15 protein-coding genes and 1 pseudogene are annotated in these 17,934 nt (G+C 42.5%); 1 reads left to right on the forward strand and 15 read right to left on the reverse strand.

Annotated elements, in window-relative coordinates; genetic code table 11:
- Window positions 1–86: 86 nt before the first annotated feature.
- Window positions 87–818, forward strand: coding sequence for a FadR/GntR family transcriptional regulator (locus ACYH0O_RS22920; RefSeq protein WP_482630459.1), 732 nt, complete (start codon window positions 87–89; stop codon window positions 816–818).
- 177 nt (window positions 819–995) lie between these two features.
- Here ACYH0O_RS22920 and ACYH0O_RS22925 read toward each other — a convergent pair whose 3' ends face one another.
- The 15 genes and pseudogenes from ACYH0O_RS22925 to ACYH0O_RS22995 form a co-directional block, all read right to left on the reverse strand.
- Window positions 996–2,453 (reverse strand): CoA-acylating methylmalonate-semialdehyde dehydrogenase, encoded by a 1,458-nt coding sequence (locus ACYH0O_RS22925; RefSeq protein ID WP_482630460.1) that lies wholly within the window; start codon window positions 2,451–2,453, stop codon window positions 996–998.
- Window positions 2,453–3,502 (reverse strand): 5-dehydro-2-deoxygluconokinase, encoded by a 1,050-nt coding sequence (iolC, locus tag ACYH0O_RS22930; RefSeq protein ID WP_482630461.1) that lies wholly within the window; start codon window positions 3,500–3,502, stop codon window positions 2,453–2,455. Before iolC ends, ACYH0O_RS22925 begins: the two co-directional genes overlap by 1 nt.
- A gap of 51 nt (window positions 3,503–3,553) precedes the next feature.
- Window positions 3,554–4,363 carry a 5-deoxy-glucuronate isomerase gene (gene iolB, locus ACYH0O_RS22935; RefSeq protein WP_482630462.1) on the reverse strand — a complete coding sequence of 270 codons (810 nt, stop codon included), beginning with the start codon at window positions 4,361–4,363 and terminating at the stop codon, window positions 3,554–3,556.
- A gap of 28 nt (window positions 4,364–4,391) precedes the next feature.
- A complete protein-coding gene (gene iolE, locus ACYH0O_RS22940) occupies window positions 4,392–5,300 on the reverse strand; it encodes a myo-inosose-2 dehydratase (protein ID WP_482630463.1) in 909 nt (302 codons plus the stop codon).
- A 36-nt stretch (window positions 5,301–5,336) separates the two neighbouring features.
- Window positions 5,337–7,202 carry a 3D-(3,5/4)-trihydroxycyclohexane-1,2-dione acylhydrolase (decyclizing) gene (gene iolD / locus ACYH0O_RS22945; protein WP_482630464.1) on the reverse strand — a complete coding sequence of 622 codons (1,866 nt, stop codon included), beginning with the start codon at window positions 7,200–7,202 and terminating at the stop codon, window positions 5,337–5,339.
- Window positions 7,203–7,262: 60 nt separating this feature from the next.
- Window positions 7,263–8,306 (reverse strand): inositol 2-dehydrogenase, encoded by a 1,044-nt coding sequence (gene iolG / locus ACYH0O_RS22950; RefSeq protein WP_482630465.1) that lies wholly within the window; start codon window positions 8,304–8,306, stop codon window positions 7,263–7,265.
- A 48-nt stretch (window positions 8,307–8,354) separates the two neighbouring features.
- On the reverse strand, window positions 8,355–10,457 hold the full coding sequence (locus ACYH0O_RS22955; RefSeq protein WP_482630466.1) for a DUF5054 domain-containing protein: 2,103 nt from the start codon (window positions 10,455–10,457) through the stop codon (window positions 8,355–8,357).
- A 23-nt stretch (window positions 10,458–10,480) separates the two neighbouring features.
- Window positions 10,481–11,302 carry a sugar phosphate isomerase/epimerase family protein gene (locus tag ACYH0O_RS22960; RefSeq protein WP_482630467.1) on the reverse strand — a complete coding sequence of 274 codons (822 nt, stop codon included), beginning with the start codon at window positions 11,300–11,302 and terminating at the stop codon, window positions 10,481–10,483.
- A complete protein-coding gene (locus ACYH0O_RS22965; RefSeq protein WP_482632648.1) occupies window positions 11,283–12,188 on the reverse strand; it encodes an aldo/keto reductase in 906 nt (301 codons plus the stop codon). Before ACYH0O_RS22965 ends, ACYH0O_RS22960 begins: the two co-directional genes overlap by 20 nt.
- 106 nt (window positions 12,189–12,294) lie before the next feature.
- Window positions 12,295–13,548, reverse strand: coding sequence for a CehA/McbA family metallohydrolase (locus tag ACYH0O_RS22970; RefSeq protein WP_482630468.1), 1,254 nt, complete (start codon window positions 13,546–13,548; stop codon window positions 12,295–12,297).
- Window positions 13,545–14,402 carry a carbohydrate ABC transporter permease gene (locus tag ACYH0O_RS22975; protein WP_426909934.1) on the reverse strand — a complete coding sequence of 286 codons (858 nt, stop codon included), beginning with the start codon at window positions 14,400–14,402 and terminating at the stop codon, window positions 13,545–13,547. The genes ACYH0O_RS22970 and ACYH0O_RS22975 overlap by 4 nt, the downstream gene beginning before the upstream one ends.
- Window positions 14,399–15,325, reverse strand: a complete 927-nt coding sequence (locus ACYH0O_RS22980; RefSeq protein ID WP_482630469.1) for a carbohydrate ABC transporter permease — start codon at window positions 15,323–15,325, stop codon at window positions 14,399–14,401. The genes ACYH0O_RS22975 and ACYH0O_RS22980 overlap by 4 nt, the downstream gene beginning before the upstream one ends.
- A 73-nt stretch (window positions 15,326–15,398) precedes the next feature.
- Window positions 15,399–16,715 carry an extracellular solute-binding protein gene (locus ACYH0O_RS22985; RefSeq protein ID WP_482630470.1) on the reverse strand — a complete coding sequence of 439 codons (1,317 nt, stop codon included), beginning with the start codon at window positions 16,713–16,715 and terminating at the stop codon, window positions 15,399–15,401.
- Between the two features lie 74 nt (window positions 16,716–16,789).
- Window positions 16,790–17,689 carry a LacI family DNA-binding transcriptional regulator gene (locus ACYH0O_RS22990; RefSeq protein ID WP_482632649.1) on the reverse strand — a complete coding sequence of 300 codons (900 nt, stop codon included), beginning with the start codon at window positions 17,687–17,689 and terminating at the stop codon, window positions 16,790–16,792.
- Between the two features lie 15 nt (window positions 17,690–17,704).
- Window positions 17,705–17,839 (reverse strand): annotated as a pseudogene (locus tag ACYH0O_RS22995) (LacI family DNA-binding transcriptional regulator); the annotation flags it as partial.
- Window positions 17,840–17,934 lie beyond the last annotated feature (95 nt).

Genomic DNA, 17,934 nt, shown 5'->3' on the forward strand with positions numbered 1-17,934 from the left:
GTTTTCAGAAGAGCCTTTCCTATCCACTATTCGTTTCATGTTATAATAGTAGGAAACGAAAGGCTCTTACATTTAAAGGAGAATCAATGATGATCGTCAGAAAACGTGTTTCTCATCAAATTATCGATGAAATTAAAGACAAGATTAGATCAGGGGAGTTCCCGGTTGATTCAAAACTTCCATCCGAGAATGAATTGGCAAAAATGTTCAACGTCAGCCGAGTCCCGATACGTGAGGCATTAAGCGCTTTAGCTTCACATGGTATCATTGAATCCGTCCATGGCGGCGGCAGCTATGTTCGCCCTAAGCCCCTTGAACAGCTTCTAGATCAACCCTTAATGGAAGTCATTTCATATCATCAAGTCATAGAGCTGCTGGAAACAAGAATCATTCTTGAAACAAAGGCGGCTGCACTGGCAGCTGAACGGCATGATGAGGAAGACCTGAGTAAAATGTATCTAGCACAGGAAATGCTTTTCAAGGAACTTCATGATCCCGATAAGATCAATGACAAAGCCGACTTTCTATTCCACCAATCCATCCTTCATTCAACCAAAAACAACGTGCTTATTCATACACTTGAAAACCTATCTGATATTTACAATCGGGCCTTAAAAGCCTCCCTTGCCATCAACACAAGGATCAAAGGAAAAAAACAACAGGTTTATGAAGAACACCAATCTATTTTGAAAGCCATTTCATTAAAAGATGCGAAAAGTGCAGAAAAACAAATGTACGTACACTTATCAAACAGTATGGAAAAGTTAAAATCAAGGCGAAGCGACTTTAATGAGGGTTTGGGCGAAGAGAGTGAATAATGAAAGAGCATCAATCTCAATATGAAGAGTTACATTTCGTTGTGATAATCTTACGCACGCGAAACTCATCGATTTATCCTACTGTTTCGAGATCAATGCTTCTTTAACATACCTGGCACACACCAAAAAGAGGATGCACAAAAATAGCATCCTCTTTTTAATTGTATTAAAAGGCTATTACGTCCAACTAGCAGTAACCATTTTCCGCTTCGTATAAAACTCCACACCATCCGAGCCATTTGCGTGAAGATCTCCATAAAATGAATTTTTCCATCCAGAGAAAGGAAAAAATGCCATAGGTGCAGGTACTCCTATGTTAATTCCGAGCATCCCAGCTTGTATTTTTTCTCTGAAATATCGAACATTGCTGCCATCCTGAGTGAACAAGCATGCTCCATTTCCGAATTCCGATTGATTCGCCACCTCTATTGCCTCTTTTAAATCTTTTACTCTCACAATGGAAAGGACAGGTGCGAAAATTTCTTCCTTCCATATTTTCATATCCGGAGTCACTTTATCAAAAATGGTTGGTCCGACAAAATATCCTTTCTCGCACGCTTCATTGCGACCATCTCTTAGTAATATGGCCCCTTCACTTTCTCCTGATTCAATGTATTGTACCGTTCGTTCTAAATGTTCCTTACGGATGACAGGTCCTAAAAAGACTGATTCATCTAAACCGTCTCCCATTTGGATCACATTTGCTTTCTCTACCAATTTCTCAATCAATGTATCCGCTATACTATCAACCGCTACAACGACCGAGCATGCCATACACCTTTCCCCTGCTGAACCGAAAGCTGCATTGATAATTTGTCTCGATGCTTCTTCTACTTTCGCATCCGGCATGACAATACTGTGATTTTTAGCTCCGGCTAACGCTTGGACTCGTTTTCCATTCGCCGATGCGCTTTTGTATACATACTCGGCAACAGGCTGTGATCCAACAAATGAAATGGCAGGTACCCCGGGATGGTCCAACAACCCATTGACTACATCATGTGCACCGTGAACGATATTCAGAACCCCTTCCGGTAATCCCGCTTGGTGAAATAACTCCGCTAATCGATTAGCTAATAAAGGAGTTCGTTCGGATGGCTTTAAGACAAACGTGTTCCCGCATGCAATCGCCAAAGGAAACATCCAGCATGGCACCATCATTGGGAAATTGAACGGGGTGATACCACCCACAACCCCGACAGGATATCGATACATTCCGGATTCCATATTGGTCGCAATGTCTGGAAGCTGCTTGCCCATCATCAGAGTAGGTGCACCAGCAGCAAATTCTACACATTCAATTCCTCTTTGTACTTCACCGTAAGCTTCTTTATAATTCTTGCCATTTTCCTTTGTTATAAGAGTGGCTAGCTCACTCCAATGGTCGATTAATAGCTGCTGATACTTGAATAAGATCCGGGCTCTCTTGGGGACAGGTGTTTCACTCCATGTTTCGAATGCGATGGATGCGGTTTGGACCGCTTGATCAACCTCATCTTTCGTTGAAAGGGGGACAAATGCCATCACTTCTTCTGTTGCAGGGTTAGGCAAAGGGATGGATGAAGGCGAGGACGACTCGATCCATTTACCGCCAATGAAGTTCTTAATCGTTTCCACTTTCGTTTCTATACTCATTATTGTACACCTTCTTTCTGATTTGATTGGTTCGCATTTGAATGAATGGGCTGCTTCCCTGTATTACAATCATGGATAAACTCTTTAATTTGGTCTGCTGTCGGCATCGCATCCGAACAACTGTGACTGGAAATGACAATGGCTGCAGCAGCGCTTCCAAACTCCATGGCTTCAGGAAGCTTCCAGCCTTTCATCAACCCATATATAAAACCGGCGGCATACGAATCCCCAGCTCCAAATGTTTTGATTACAGTTGCAGGGAAAATAGGACTCTCAAAGGACTGGCCCTCTTTTGTATAAGCAATCGATCCTTTTTCTCCGTGCTTAATGACAACTATTTTCGCCTCATGCCTGAACCAGTCTTTCGCTGTCGACCAGTCATTTGGTTCTTCTCTGTTATCAATGCGTTCCATCAGATTGAATTCTTCCCGCGTGCCAATAATGATATCGCTCTTTTCTGCAGCAAGCTTATAATAGATCGCCGTCTCATCTTCAGATGTCCATGAATATGGACGGTAATCAATATCGAAAAAGACCACAGTTCCGTGCTTTTTTGCATAATGCAGGGCTGTAAAAACCGCTTCTCTTGAAGGACTCTTGGATAAAGCGGTACCCGAAATCAATAAGGCTTTGGAATCCTTTATATACTCTTCCTTAATGTCCTGTGGTTCTAAATACAGATCTGCCACATTGTCCCGATACATCAATATACTGCAATCAGAAGGGCTTTTAATTTCAGTGAAGGCAAGACCTGTCACACTATGATTCGTATCTGTTATGACACTTGAAGTGTCTATGTCATTTTCATCAAGGTATTGCTCAATGAATCTTCCCATTTGGTCATCGGCAACTCTGCCGATAAAGCCTGTCTTCATCCCTAATCTCGCCATACCGATTGTTATATTGGCCGGTGATCCTCCTACGTATTTCGTAAAGGTAAGGGTTTCTTCCATTGGGCGGTGGATTTCATTCGCATTTAAATCGATACATAATCTACCAACTCCGATAAAATCGAATGGTTTAGTAGAATCAAAGGTTAATTGGGTCATTTTAGATTTACCTTCCTCTCTGATCTGTTCGAAAGCTTTGTCTACACTGAATTAACGATTCGTCTTCATGAGCCATTCGTGATCGGGATCATTTTGAAACTTCCATGTTCGGACCGGACCCGCCATGACATTTAAGTAATATCCCTCATAGCCTGGAGGCGCACTCACAGGATGATACCCTTTTGGCACAAGCACAGCATCGCCATTCTTCACGGTCATGGTTTCGTCCAGTTCACGATCATCTGTATAGACCCTCTGAACCATAAAGCCATTTTCCGGTTTCACCCTGTGATAATATGTTTCTTCCAGATAGGATTCATCCGGTAAATTGTTTTCATCATGTTTGTGCGGGGGATAACTTGACCAATTTCCTCCTGGTGTAAAGACTTCCACAACGAGCAAGCGATCCGCTTCTTTTTGTTCAGGCAATATATTATGGATAAATCGCTCCATATTTCCTGAGCCGCGTATTTCTACCCCTACATCGGTTGGTTCAATTAGCCTCGCATTGTAGGTCCCTTTCCCAGGTGCTTTGCAAAGGGCAAATTCAAGCGGGGTATTGGCTGAAATCGTTAATCGGTCTCCAGGAGGGACATACACAGAATAAGGAGGGATTTTCTCAAAGATACTCATTCTTTCACCAATGTTTTCCCAGATGAATTCTGCTGTTTTCACATCCGCTTTCCCTGATAATAAAACGACGCAGATTTCGTTCTCTTCAGTGGAAAAGTTCTTTTCTTCCCCTTCTTTTAGGGAATACACTTCAAATCCGACATATTCCCAACCGGCACTTTCAGGGGTAATCGTCAGAACCTGCCCCCTTTCATTGGGTTTGTTGCTTGGAACGATTAACTTAGACATAACTTCCACTCCCTATAAAAAAGTTCGATTATTTGGCCAAAATTTCATTCCAGATACAATCCAGATACTGCTTGGCAATTTTGGCATGCGTATAAGGGTTTTTCTCATCAGGATTTTGCTCGGCTTCAACAATCATCCAGCCGTGATAATCCATTCCATGAAGCTCCTCAAGAATCGGCTTAAACGAAATGATTCCATCCCCTGGTACTGTAAACACATTTTCCAGAACTGAGGTTTTAAAGTCCAAACCATCTTTTCTTACCTTATCCAACACTTCTTTGCGGATATCCTTTAAATGAACATGTTTGACGCGGCCTTTATAGGATTTAAGTAAAGACAATGGATCTGCTCCAGCATAGTAGGCATGCCCACTATCAAATAACAAATGAACGAGTTCAGGATCCGTTCCAGCCATTAGACGATCGATTTGATCCCGTGTCTCTACATTTGTTCCCATATGATGGTGATACACAAGATAAAGACCGTGTTTCCGACATATCTGCCCTGCTTTCTCAAGGCCTGTCATCATGGACTCCCACTCTTGATCAGACCATGTCAGAACCGTATTCTCACCAGACTCTCGTCTGGGATCCCCAAGGGTGGAACCACCTATGTCACAAGTGACAACCGTATGGCACCCCATTTCCTTTAAGAAGAAAACATGGTCCGTAAATGACTTGAGCTCCTCTGAATGCCTTGTATGATCCGAAAACAATACACCCTTCCATTGAGATGCCAATTCCATCCTTTTATCTGAAAGGAACGATTTTAATTGAGGTACTTCCTGAGGGAATTTCCTGCTCATTTCTGTACCTGTATACCCCAATGACGCCATCTCAGAGAGGATGGTATCACCTGAATAATGATCACCCAATGAAAGCACATCTTCATTGGCCCAATTGATCGCAGAAACGCCCAGTTTAATAGGTTCCATCATATAGCCATCCCCCTTATTTCGATAATGGGCATTCCATCAGTATTTTTTGGCAAGCTCAGTATTCGCTTTCATTTCTTTATGAGCCTTTGTTACTTTTTTACTTTTTGAAACCTCCGCTACATCCACTCTCCACCATGAATCATACCCATCTGTATTGGTACCTGGGACGACGTTCATATGAATAAGGGTCGAAGTGGTTTCATTTTTCGCCTTGCTTACCGCAACTTGGAGTTCTTCAATTGTCGAGACAGAATAGGTTTTCACTCCAAGTGCTCCCGCATAAGCTGAGAAGTCAATCGGCATATACTGTCCAGTTAATTGACCCGAATCAAGAGAACGATATCTGAATTCATTTCCATAACCGTCGCTTCCGTGTCCACGCTGCAAATTATGGATACATTGATATCCATGGTTATTAAATAATAATACGTTTATTTTTTTCCCTTCCTGAATGCTAGTCAGGAGTTCTGAATGCAGCATCAAGAAACTCCCATCCCCGCACATGGCATAAACTTCTTTCGTTGGTTCGGCAAGCTTTACCCCGAATGCCCCGGAAACTTCGTAACCCATACAGGAAAAACCATACTCCAGGTGATAATCCTTTGGAGAATGGCTTCTCCATACACGATGCAGGTCTCCTGGGAGGCTGCCTGCAGCACCAACAATCACCGATTCTTGACCAACCAGTTCATTTAACTCACCGATCACTCTTGACTGGGACAAACCGTCAGGATGCTCCTCCGCAAATAATCGATCTACCTCAATTTTCCACTCCAAGTTCAAGGAAGAAATTCGTTCCATATCATGATGGGATTGATAGGACAACTTTGATAATTCATTCTTTAACGATGTCAAGGCTTCCTTTGCATCTGCCACAATGGACATACCATTCATCTTCATGGCATCCATTGGATTGACATTAATGCTGAGTAGTTCGACACCAGGTTGCTGAAAGGCTTGCTTCGAGGCGGTTGCAAAGTCCCCTAATCTAGTACCGATGGCAATGACCAAATCAGCCTCTTTGGCTAATCGATTAGCTGAAGATGAACCTGTTACACCAATCGCCCCGACATTTAAAGGGTGATTCCAAGGAAGGGAGCTTTTCCCGGCTTGTGTTTCAGCAACAGGGATGTGGAAATGCTCTGCGAACCTGATCAACTCTTGGGTTGCAAATGAGTAATGAACACCGCCTCCGGAGATGATGATCGGATTCTTTTTCGATCTTATCAAATTGGCTGCCCGCTGGATTGCTGAAGATGGCGAGGGCTTACGTTCTATAAAGTGGACCCTTTTATTAAAGAACTCAATGGGATAATCATAGGCTTCACTTTGAACATCCTGTGGTAAACAAAGGGTTACAGCTCCCGTTTCTGCCGGATCTGTCAGGACACGCATGGCATGTATAGCTGCGGTCATCAGTTGTTCTGGCCGCGTAATGCGATCCCAATATTTACTTACAGCTTTGAAGGCATCATTCGCTGAAACCGTGTAGTCCATCGGGTTTTCAATCTGCTGTAGGACGGGATCCGGCTGCCGGCAGGAGAAGGTATCGCCCGGTAGTAGTAAAACGGGGATGCGGTTGGCAGTCGCAGTCCCGGCTGCTGTGACCATATTCAATGCACCAGGACCGATAGAGGTTGTGCAAGCAAAGGTTTCCAACCTATTTTTCTGCTTGGCAAAAGCTGTAGCAGCATGAACCATCCCTTGCTCATTCTTCCCCTGAATAAAGGTCAACTCGTGACTCTCTTGTTCTAACGCTTCACCTATCCCCGTCACATTGCCATGGCCAAAGATGCCAAACACACCTTTAAAGAATTTATTTTCGGAATGATCCATCTCGATATACTGTTGATCCAGGAATTTAATTAACGCCTGCGCCATGGTTAATCGAATCGTTTTCATGACAATACACCTCCTGAAGGTTTCATAAGCAATTATTCTTACAGTCTCTACAATTTGTTCCTAACCTAAAGAAAATGGTCTGGCTGACTTATTTAATGACTCCAGCTTCACAGCATGCCCAGTTACAAATGATTCCCTGGCTGCCCGAGCAATCCGTTCCGCTTGCAGCCCATCATTTCCATCGCAGATAATAGGCCTTTCATGACAGATCGATTGTATGAAGGAATTGATTTCATCTATATAGGAGTCTTTATAGCGTTCGAGGAAGAAATATTTCGGTTTATCCCGATAAACACCTGTTTCAGTGCTTACCTCCACTGTCGTCGGGTGATCATTGTTTACAGTGACAGACCCTTTTGAACCAAACACTTCTAATCGTTGATCATACCCATACACGGCCTTCCGGCTGTTATCGATGACTCCGATTGCTCCATTGGCAAACTTCAAGGAGATGATCGCTGTATCGATGTCGCCATTCTCAGAAAAGACCGGGTCGATCAGGCTTACTCCATGTACGAACACTTCCGTTACCTCACTGCCGCACACATATCTGGCCATATCAAAATCATGAATGCTCATATCCATGAACATCCCGCCAGAAGATTTGATGTATTGTTCAGAGGGCGGGCTTGGATCACGTGAGGTGATTTTCACAATATGAGGTGTACCAATAGAGCCCTCTTGAACAAGCTCGAAAGCCTTTTTAAAGTTATGGTCAAACCTGCGATTGAACCCGACTTGAAGGGAAACACCTTCCTCATGGACAACCTTTAGCGCTTTCTCTGAATCTTCTATATCAAAGCTGATCGGTTTCTCACAGAAAATATGTTTTTTCGCTTTGGCTGCCTCCCTAATGATGCTCGTATGTGTATTCGTAGGTGAACAAATAAACACCGCATCGATCTCAGCATCCTCCAACACTTCCTTATAATCACTCGTTATTTTCGGGACTCCAATAGAGGCCGCCCAATCAAAGAGTGTTTCCGACTGAATATCAGAAACGATTTTAAGGTTTACGTTAGGATGATGAACCAGGTTTTCAGCATGTAATTTTCCGATTCTTCCCGCACCGATGATTCCAATCGTTAGTTTTGTTTTACTCATATGGACTTTCCCCCTTTAAAAAGTGGTTAGATTAATAGACTGGTAAAACTACAGTTTGATTGAGAATCTAAACTTGGCATCTTCTTCGTACCACATTGGAAAATTTGTTCCCCAAACGTTATTGTATAAATTGAAGTGAAATCCTCCTTCAAGAGAAGAAAACGTATTATCAAGCTCAAGCAATCTTGGTTTGCCCGGTGACACCAAGGGGGCATCCTTGCTTTCAATCACAGCCTCACCGTCCGCCCCATGATAGGCTACCCCTGTTTGTACGGCATGAAGATTACGATTTCCATTTTTCACGACTTCCAAAGGTGAAACCCACTCTCCGATTTTGTCCATTTTCCATAAGTTATGATTATCAACCATTGGGATAAACGAAAACCAAATGGCCTCTGGTAATCGGTTCGCATCCTTATCAAACCAATTCAATTCAATCTCGATAGTCGAGTCGGTTTTACTAAACAGATACAAGAGTTCTATCACTCTTGGAGCTCCAAAATATTCAACCGCTTGATTAGGCAATTTCAACCTTACTTGCACGTGATCTGCTTCTTTATGCGTCACTTTCCGAATCGATTCCACTTTGGGTTTATACTTTTCTTGTTTTGGCATGGGGTTGACTAGCTCGATTCCAGGTTTTCCTTGATCCGCTTCAGACCAACGATACGTTTGCCCAATATTGACGACATATTGCTGAAACCATGTGTGATAGTTTTCAACACCAAACGTTTCATACGTAATGACCCCTAATGGGTGATACTGGTCCGCCCATTCCTTGCCGGAAGCGTCCACTAATTTAGAAATCGAACCATCCCCGGAAAATGCCGCCTCAAATGCACCAAACTTATAGAGAGAGTCTAAATCGAGTGGATCTCCTTCCATTCCTTCTAATCGATCGGGAGTAAGGGAATGAAATGCCTCTTCGACTTCTTTCTGTTTATCCTCTGAAAGACAGGCAACCGCTTTTTGTAAATAGGCTCGTTGTTCGTTCCATGAACGCTCAAAGAAGCGGTAACTTCTTTCCTCCCAGGTGGTTGAAAATAATTGCTCTGACATGCCATCAAATTCATGCATCGCAAATGATCCTATGTAGCTATATTTGTCAGGCACCGCATCCTTTGAGATGCGGTTTTGTTTTCGAGCCCTTTGGAAATCCTGTTTCGAGTAATTCTTGTAATCATTTAGGTACTTCTTTTCATCTAGCCCCCATGTATGTTCAGGAATTAACAATAATGTATCGGAAAATCCTTTATATTCCTTACTGTTTTCTCGCATTCTTCCTTGATCGAGCCATTTGTTTCGTAGTCTCAGCAGTTCACGGTAGTGTGATATTTTCTTTGGATCTGTGCCGGTGCCATGGATCCACGTGTCCCCGATCTCCTCAAGGACAATCGGTAATCTATGTTTAATGGCTCTAAGTTTCACTGCAAATTCATCCATGGTCGATGCTTTAATCTTGGCATTTGGAAATTTCTTGGCCAGTTGGTGAAACTCATGTTTGATCTCTTCTATGGAAGGTGGCCCGCAATTATCACCGGTATGAGCGAATACCATGACTTCATTTATCCCGTCAATCTTGAGGACATCACCATAGTTATCAGCATAATTGACTATCACTTCTGTTCCATCGCTTCCTCGCCAACGAAATAGATTTGGGACGTTCGGCACTTTTGATGCCGGGTTCACCCCTAAATGCAAATATTCAATTCCGTTTTCAGCTAAAGAAGAAACCATCGCATTCGTATGTCCAGGAACGTCGGTCATTTTCGAAGAAATGGTATGTTTCCCGAATCTCTCATCTAGATTCTTTGAAATGGACAATGCATGTTCAAGGAGGCGTCGATCCATCAATTCTGTATGGGTTGTAAAGGGTAAACCATGCCAGGAGACATATCCTTTATGAATGGCTTCTTCCATTTTCTTTGCCTGTTGTTCATCGGCTCTTTTTAAATATTCATGAATGAGCCAGGAGCCCGTCGTCCAGACAAACTGGGCTTCTCCCCCCTCTTTTGCAAGCTCTTCGCTTAACTGTATGGCCTTTGGTATATAGGAACTCATGTATTGATTGGTTACATTCTCTTCAAGGTCCGTAAATCCAAGATCTAAATGGGTCTTGAAAATTACATGCACCACTTCGATATCCTTCATGTCGATTCACCTCTAGTCATTTCTTAATTGGTCAAGTGGTTGGATGTCATATTCATTAAATTCTTCAGGCTTAATTCAAGACTGTCCAGTGGATTTCCTGAACACTCATCCTGTTCTACCGCATACCACTGAACACCGTTTTGTTCACCCCAGTTAAGGATAGGAAGAAAATCGATACACCCTTCACCGATTTCAACAAAATCTTCATAATTATCGGCACTCATATCCTTAAGGTGCACAATTGGCATGCGAGATGTACATTGCTGGATATAGGTAAGGGGGTCTAAGCCTGCTTTCTTCACCCAATAGGTATCAATTTCCGGGAAAATACGGACCCCATCTTCAGGGGCAAGAATATAATCCAGCGCAGTTACACCATCGACCGACGTCATGAATTCGAAATCGTGATTATGATAGCCAATATGAAAGCCTAGAGGGGAAGCCTTCCGGGAAATTTGAATCAGTTCTTTCTTCGCCTGAATATACCCTTCAGCATTTCTCATCTTTTCATCTAAATATGGGCAGATGATATCACTTGTTTCAAAGATCCTGGCTTCCTCGAGCACCTGGTCAAATTCATTCTTTAATCGATCTAGCGGCACATGCATGCCCGCTGTCTCAAGTCCTGCCTGCTTCATGACACGGGCAATTTCTTGTGCTGAATAGCCAAATAAACCATCGATTTGTACAGCTTCCCACCCCATATCTTTTAATTTCCATAACACCCCTGGAAAGTCTAAGTTTATTTCGTTTCTTAAGGTATACAATTGAGCTGCAAATTTATGCTTCATGGGTTTCCCTCTCCTTCCGTCCATGCTTCTTACATCAGATGTTTTCCAGTACATCTTCTTTTCCCCTGAGATTTAACCAGTTCATTTCCTTAGAAGTAAGGGTTATCTTAGAACCTACTACGGAAGATGTCAGTTCTTCCTTTGTTTGAGGACCGATGATCGCACCCGCTAAGAACGGTTGATTGAGTACATAGGCCAGAGCGATTTGAATAGGGGTACACCCCTTTAACTCTGCCAGGTTCTGTGCACGCTTGTAGCGTTCCCAGTTCCCTTCATGATAGTAGACTCGCACCATTTCTTCGTTGTCTTGAACGTCCGGGGAGAATCGACCGCTAAAGAATCCGCCTGCTTGAGAAGACCATGAAAAAAGTGGCATCTGCGTGCCGATATGCCAATCAAGCATGTCATCATTCACTGACACACAACCAGGCCATCTTGGCTCATTGCACTTTGCCAGGCTCAGATTCGGGCTGTTGAAGGTAAACCCGATCAATCCATGTTCAGCGGCATACTCATTCGCTTCCTGTATGCGCAGATGAGTCCAATTCGAGGCACCAATCGCATGAATGAGTCCAGCATTAAGATGTTCATTTAAAGCTTCAATTATCTCGCCCACCTCAACCGTTTCATCATCTCGATGCAGCGCATAAAAATCGATGTAATCTGTCCGAAGACGTTCGAGACTTTCCATGAGATCATTATTTATTGCTTTAGGATGTAAACGCGGACCAGGTTCCCCATCATCCGGATGGGCACCTTTTGTCATGATAAAGAGCTTATTTCTCTTCCCGCTCTTCTCCAGCCATTCTCCTAATATAGACTCACTTTCAATATATTGATGAGCAGTGTCGAACATATTGCCGTCTAAGGCTACATACTCATCCAATATGGAAAAAGCTTGCTCCTTGCTCTCATATTCATATAAGTGAGCTGTCCCCATTATTAATCGCGAACAGCTTTTCTCCACATACTTTTGTTCAATAACAGCCTTTAATGTGTGATAGTTCACGAGGTCGTTCCCCCTTCTAATCTGGTTACTTTCGAAACTAGTCAAAGTAAATCGGATTACTGATCACAATCGGTTCTTCCGAGTTTACGTCCCAAAGCTCGACTCTAATATACTTACTGACGTTAGGAATACCTTTAGAATAGTAGACTTTCTTGGAATTAATCATCTCGTTGATAACAGTCCCTTGATTAGTTATCACTCTAATGATTCCTTCAACTTTGTCTTTGAATTCCACCTCTAATGGAACGTCGTTGAGATTATCTGTCCTTGGGTAACTTTCCCCCATACAAGTGTCCATCATTTTGATATCAATCCAAGGAGATTCAGGCGTCCTCGTTACACACGCCTTTCCTGACTTCATGGCCTCCACTAACTTACCAGGGCTATGACGCCAGGCATTTAACCAAGTCGTAGGGACACCATATTTTATCCTCTCATGTTCCCGGTGCGTATCACTTCCCCCTATCGCCACCACCCTTTTACCTTGTTTAAGCTGGGAATCCCACCAATCTAATGTTTTTTGATTAGCTTCACTCCAAGGACCATTCCAGATTTCTACCATGCTTATATCAAACTGTTCCAACCCCCACTCCCAAGGGCAGTACTGACAATGGGGATGATTAATGGAGTAAAGGGAACCGTTGCTTAATCCTTCATCCATTTTTTCCTGTACATCCTCCTTTGAACGGCAACGGAAATCCAGGAAAGGCTGATGCACACCATAAAAGTTGGCATGACCTTTGTTCGTCGTCAGTTCCACCCCGGGGATAATCGCGATATCTTCCACTACTGGGTACTGAATATTCTGACTGAACGTATTATGGTCCGTTAAAGCAAGAAATTCTAAACCCGCAGACCTGACGTTCTCAACAACCTCTGAAACCGTATAAGCCCCATCACTATGATTGGTATGGAGATGCAAATCTCCTTTATACCATCTCCTCTTACTACGGATACAAGTCACGTTGACTGAGACTGTACATTTGTTGGGAACCCGATAGGCATTTAAGATGACACCCCACCTGCCTTCAGGTAAGTCCCCTAGGTTATAGCCTGGAGTCGCACGATCTTCACGCAAGAAAATTCCCTTTCGTGCCCCGCCGCTCCATCCTCTAAACCCATTTGGATCTTCAACTCCCAAATCGATGACATTGGTTTCTCTATCGGTGAAGTCCAACTCAATCTTGACTTCCTCAACATCATCGACAATCGTAAAGGGCAAAGTAATATATTCACCTTGACTGGAATGATCAATGGTTTTAGTCAGCTTCAATGTTTCATCCCTACTCAAGTCTCTTTCCCTCCTGATCCCAGGCCACCTAACCCTTGTTCAAATAACGGTTGAAGGATAAAGTACAAGATGATCATTGGAAGTGCAGCCGTCGTTGCTCCCGCCATAATTAACGGCCAATCGATATTGTATTGACCTTGAAATGCCTTTAAGGCAATTTGGATTGTATACATTTCCTGGGACCTGGCAATCGTTAACGGCCATAGATATTCGTTCCAGTGACTTAGGAAGCTGAAAATCGTAACCAACGCGATCGCAGGTTTATTCAACGGAAGGATGATCTTCCAATAAATTTGAAATTTAGAACACCCATCAATGGTAGCTTGCTCATCCAATTCCCGTGGAATCGAAAGGAAATTCTGCCTCATGAGGAAAATGGCAAACCCCGTCACCGCGAAAGGGAGAATGAGTCCGGCATATGAATCCAACAATCCATCAGGACCCGCAAATGGAACATTTTTCATCATAAAGAACAATGGGACAACCATCAGTCCAGTCGGGATCATCATCGTTGCCAGCACCAGCATAAATAGTCTATCCCTACCCGGGAAACGAAGACGTGCAAAGGCAAATGCAGCCAACGATGATAGAAATACATTTATTAACGTGGCAATCACGGAAACAACAAAACTGTTAAAAAAGGCCCTTGGTAAATTGGTTTCCTGCCAAATTCTCAAGAAATTCTCCCAATAGAACTCGGTAGGAATAATCTTAGGAGGCCAAGACATCACTTCACCCTGTGTTTTAACAGAGGTCATAAACATCCATATATAGGGACCTAAAAAGATCATCAAAACAATCGTGAGCAATACATACAACAGGACATTTCGGATCATGTTCGACTTTTTCATCATTTCTTATCCTTTCCGGATGATAGTCTTAATTGAAGCCATGTGACACCCAATAAGAATGGGAATAATACGAACGATAGGGCTGCACCATATCCGACATAGTTAAACTCAAAGGATTGCTGCCAAATATGTTTAATGACAACCATCGTACTATCCATCGGCCCACCATTTGTCAGGATGTCTACAACCGCTACAACCTGAAAGGATCCGATAACAGACATAACCATACAGTAGACTAAGATATGCATTATGGATGGCAGCGTAATATGAATAAATTGCTTCCAAGAGTTTGCACCATCAATGCGGGCTGCTTCATATAACGATTGAGGAACCGCTTGAAGGGCTGCAAGGAATATAGGGATATTGTAGGCTGTCCCTCTCCATGCACCTATGAGGATCAGAATAATCATGGCCGTTGTGGGTTGTAACAGCCATGCAGGGGGAGACTCTACTCCTGAAACTTTCAATATGTAATTTAAGATTCCAAGGTTATTATCGAATACCCACAAGAAGATCATGGCAGTAATAACTTCTGAAGTAATCGTAGGTAAAAAATAAAACACTTTAAAAAATCGGATCCCTTTTAGCTTTCGATTCAACAAAACCGCTACTGCAATGGCACCGCTTAATCCAATTGCCATAGAACCGGCGGTATATATCATTGTGTTCCCAATACTTTTGATAAATAACGCATCATTAAACATACGAATATAATTTTCCACCCCATTAAATATGGCGGGATTCGGCAACCTATACTCGTGAAAGCTTAACCAAATCAAATAGATGATGGGCACAATCGAAAACAAAGTCAAAAACGTCAAGGCAGGTAAAACAAATAGATAAGATCCGATATGGTCTTTAAGCTTATGCATATCTCTTTTCGGTTTCATGACCGATTTGTATTCATGAACAGTCTCCGTTTTCATCCTTTTCACTCCCTTATAAGGAAAAGGTATGTTCCAACACATACCTTTTCCTACTCACCCTTTGCTAACCAATTTAATTCGAATTTTCGATCGCTCTTTCAGCGATTTTCTGGGCTTTATCTAATTCCTCCTGTGGATCAGCACCGTCAAACACAGCACGCAATGCTTTGCCCCAAGCATCGTTTGCTTCCGGGAACGCTTCAAGCTTATATGGTTGTGCATATTGTAGTGTTTCAATATATGGCTTCAGTAATGGATCATTATAAAACTCATCATCATATAAATGTGTTTTCACTGGATGACGACCTTCCTCTTTGGCTAAACGAATACCATACTTATCAGAAATAAACCATTTCATTAATTCGAAGGAAGCGATTTTATTCTTAGATCCCTTCGGAACAAACAAGCTTCCCCCACCTAGAACAGATCCTTTATCAGCACCTGGTAAAGGAGCCGTCGCTAAATCTTTGTAGGCATCCGGGAATTCATTTTTGATTCTGGCGATATCCCAAGGACCTGAAATAAAGGAGACTGCTCTTCCTGTTCCGAACATAGCGACAGGATGGTCTGTTTGACGCTGTTGAGGCGGTGGAACAGGAGATGATTTATCCACTGTAGCTAGACCAGTGTATTTCTCCATCGTCTCCACGACCTTAGGATCATTCAAGTTCGCTGTCACTTCATCCCCATTGAACTTCAAGTTATTTGATCCTTCTGCAATAACATTTCCAAAGAAACTCCAACCACTGGCACTCGTGACAATTCCATATCGAGAACCATCTTTTTTCGTTAATTTCTTCGATACATCAACTAATTCATCTAACGTTTTGGGTGGTGCAGTAATCCCGTTCTCTTCAAAAACTTTCTTATTATACAGGTAGATGGTTGTATTCACATCGATGGGAACTCCGTACTTAACACCTTTCCATTCTGTATCCTGAATCCCGCCTGGAACAATTTGATCCTCAGCTCCCCATTCTTCCCATAAGTCATCAAGCGGCTCAGCTAACCCTTGAGCCCCCATCGCAAACGCATGGGCGTGGGCCATATCCGGAACAGCACCACTAGAAACCGCCAGCTTTACTTTATTACTCATATCTCCCCACTCAATCCCAACGGTCTTAACCGAGATATTAGGGTACACTTCTTTAAATTCTTCTATGGCGTCAGCGATCGGTGCGGTGTTCGCATAATCAGCAGCCAGCCAGATTTCTAAATCAGTCATCGGTAAATCTGCTACCTTTTCATTAAAAGCCGGCAGACCTTCTGCAACGAGATCGCGATCAGGCGGATTAACGGTCATTTTTTCTTCTGAGGAACTTCCAGTTTTCGATTGACATCCAGCTAGCACTAATAAAGTGGCAACTACACATAACAATACTCTTTTCATTGTTCTCCCCCTTGTCATATCAACCATTTTAAAACGCTTACATTTCGAAGTTTATGGAGCATACCCCTTTTCTCCTATCTCCTCCCTTCAAGTGTCTGATGAAATCTTTCATTGATTCCCATGCATGAATCTCTTTTCACAAGCTTGGCTGGAATCATCTTATTTTTAGGTGCTAACTCATTGTTGAGTGTACTTAATAAAATACTTGCTGCTTCCTCCCCCAATTTTTCTGGTTGCAATTCCATACTGGTTAATTTAGGGGTAATCTCGTGTGCGAGTGTCTCATTATTGCTTAAAGCAACCAGGGACACATCATTCGGAATATCTATTCCAATCTCTCTTGCTGCTCTAATGACCCCCAGTGCAACTCGGTCAGTATCGGCAATGATGGCCGTATATTTTTTCTTTCTATAGTTTTCTAGTAAACTCATATAACCGTATTGAGAACCATCTTTGCATCGTGAAGGGTCATAATAGATGACATCCTCTTCTATAAACGGTAAAGAATAATTATCATAGGCCTGTTTCAACCCTGATTTCCGATCCTCAGCAACTGTCATATGTAAAGAGGCATTTAAGAATAAGATCTCCTTGTGGCCCAGTCCAATTAAGTATTCCCCTACCTCCTTCACCATTTCTGTGTTGTTATTATCTACATATTTCGTATCTCCATTTCGATCATTAGGTCTTCCAATAATGACAAAAGGTGTTTTAGAAACTTTATATTTCAGGATTCTCTGGTCTTCATCCAGTGGATTCAAGAGGATGACACCATCAACAGGATCATTGGAGGCGAAGTTTATTTCGTCCTCTTCCACTATTCGATCTAACAGAACCCGATAGCCGTTTTCTGAACATTTTTTCACGACACTATTGATAATTTTGGTTTCAAAGCTACTAAGCTCATACTCTGCGTAAGTAGGCATTTTCAGACCAATAATCATGGTTTTTTTCGTTGCTAAGCTGCGAGCCATATGATTCGGAACATAATTCAAACGATTCGCAACCTCTATTACCCGATTGGTCACCTCTGCACTAATCGGACGCTTTTTACTAAACACATTAGAAACGGTACTTTTAGAAACACCTGCTTCTCTTGCAACATCACCTATGGTTGTCATACAATTCTCCCTTTTATCGAACCGGTTTCATTGTTTGTAAAAAAAATAATCCTTACAAACCCAAATTTTGTCTTCAAATGAGTCAATATGATGAATTC

The sequence above is a fragment of the Rossellomorea sp. H136 genome (genome assembly GCF_056838065.1).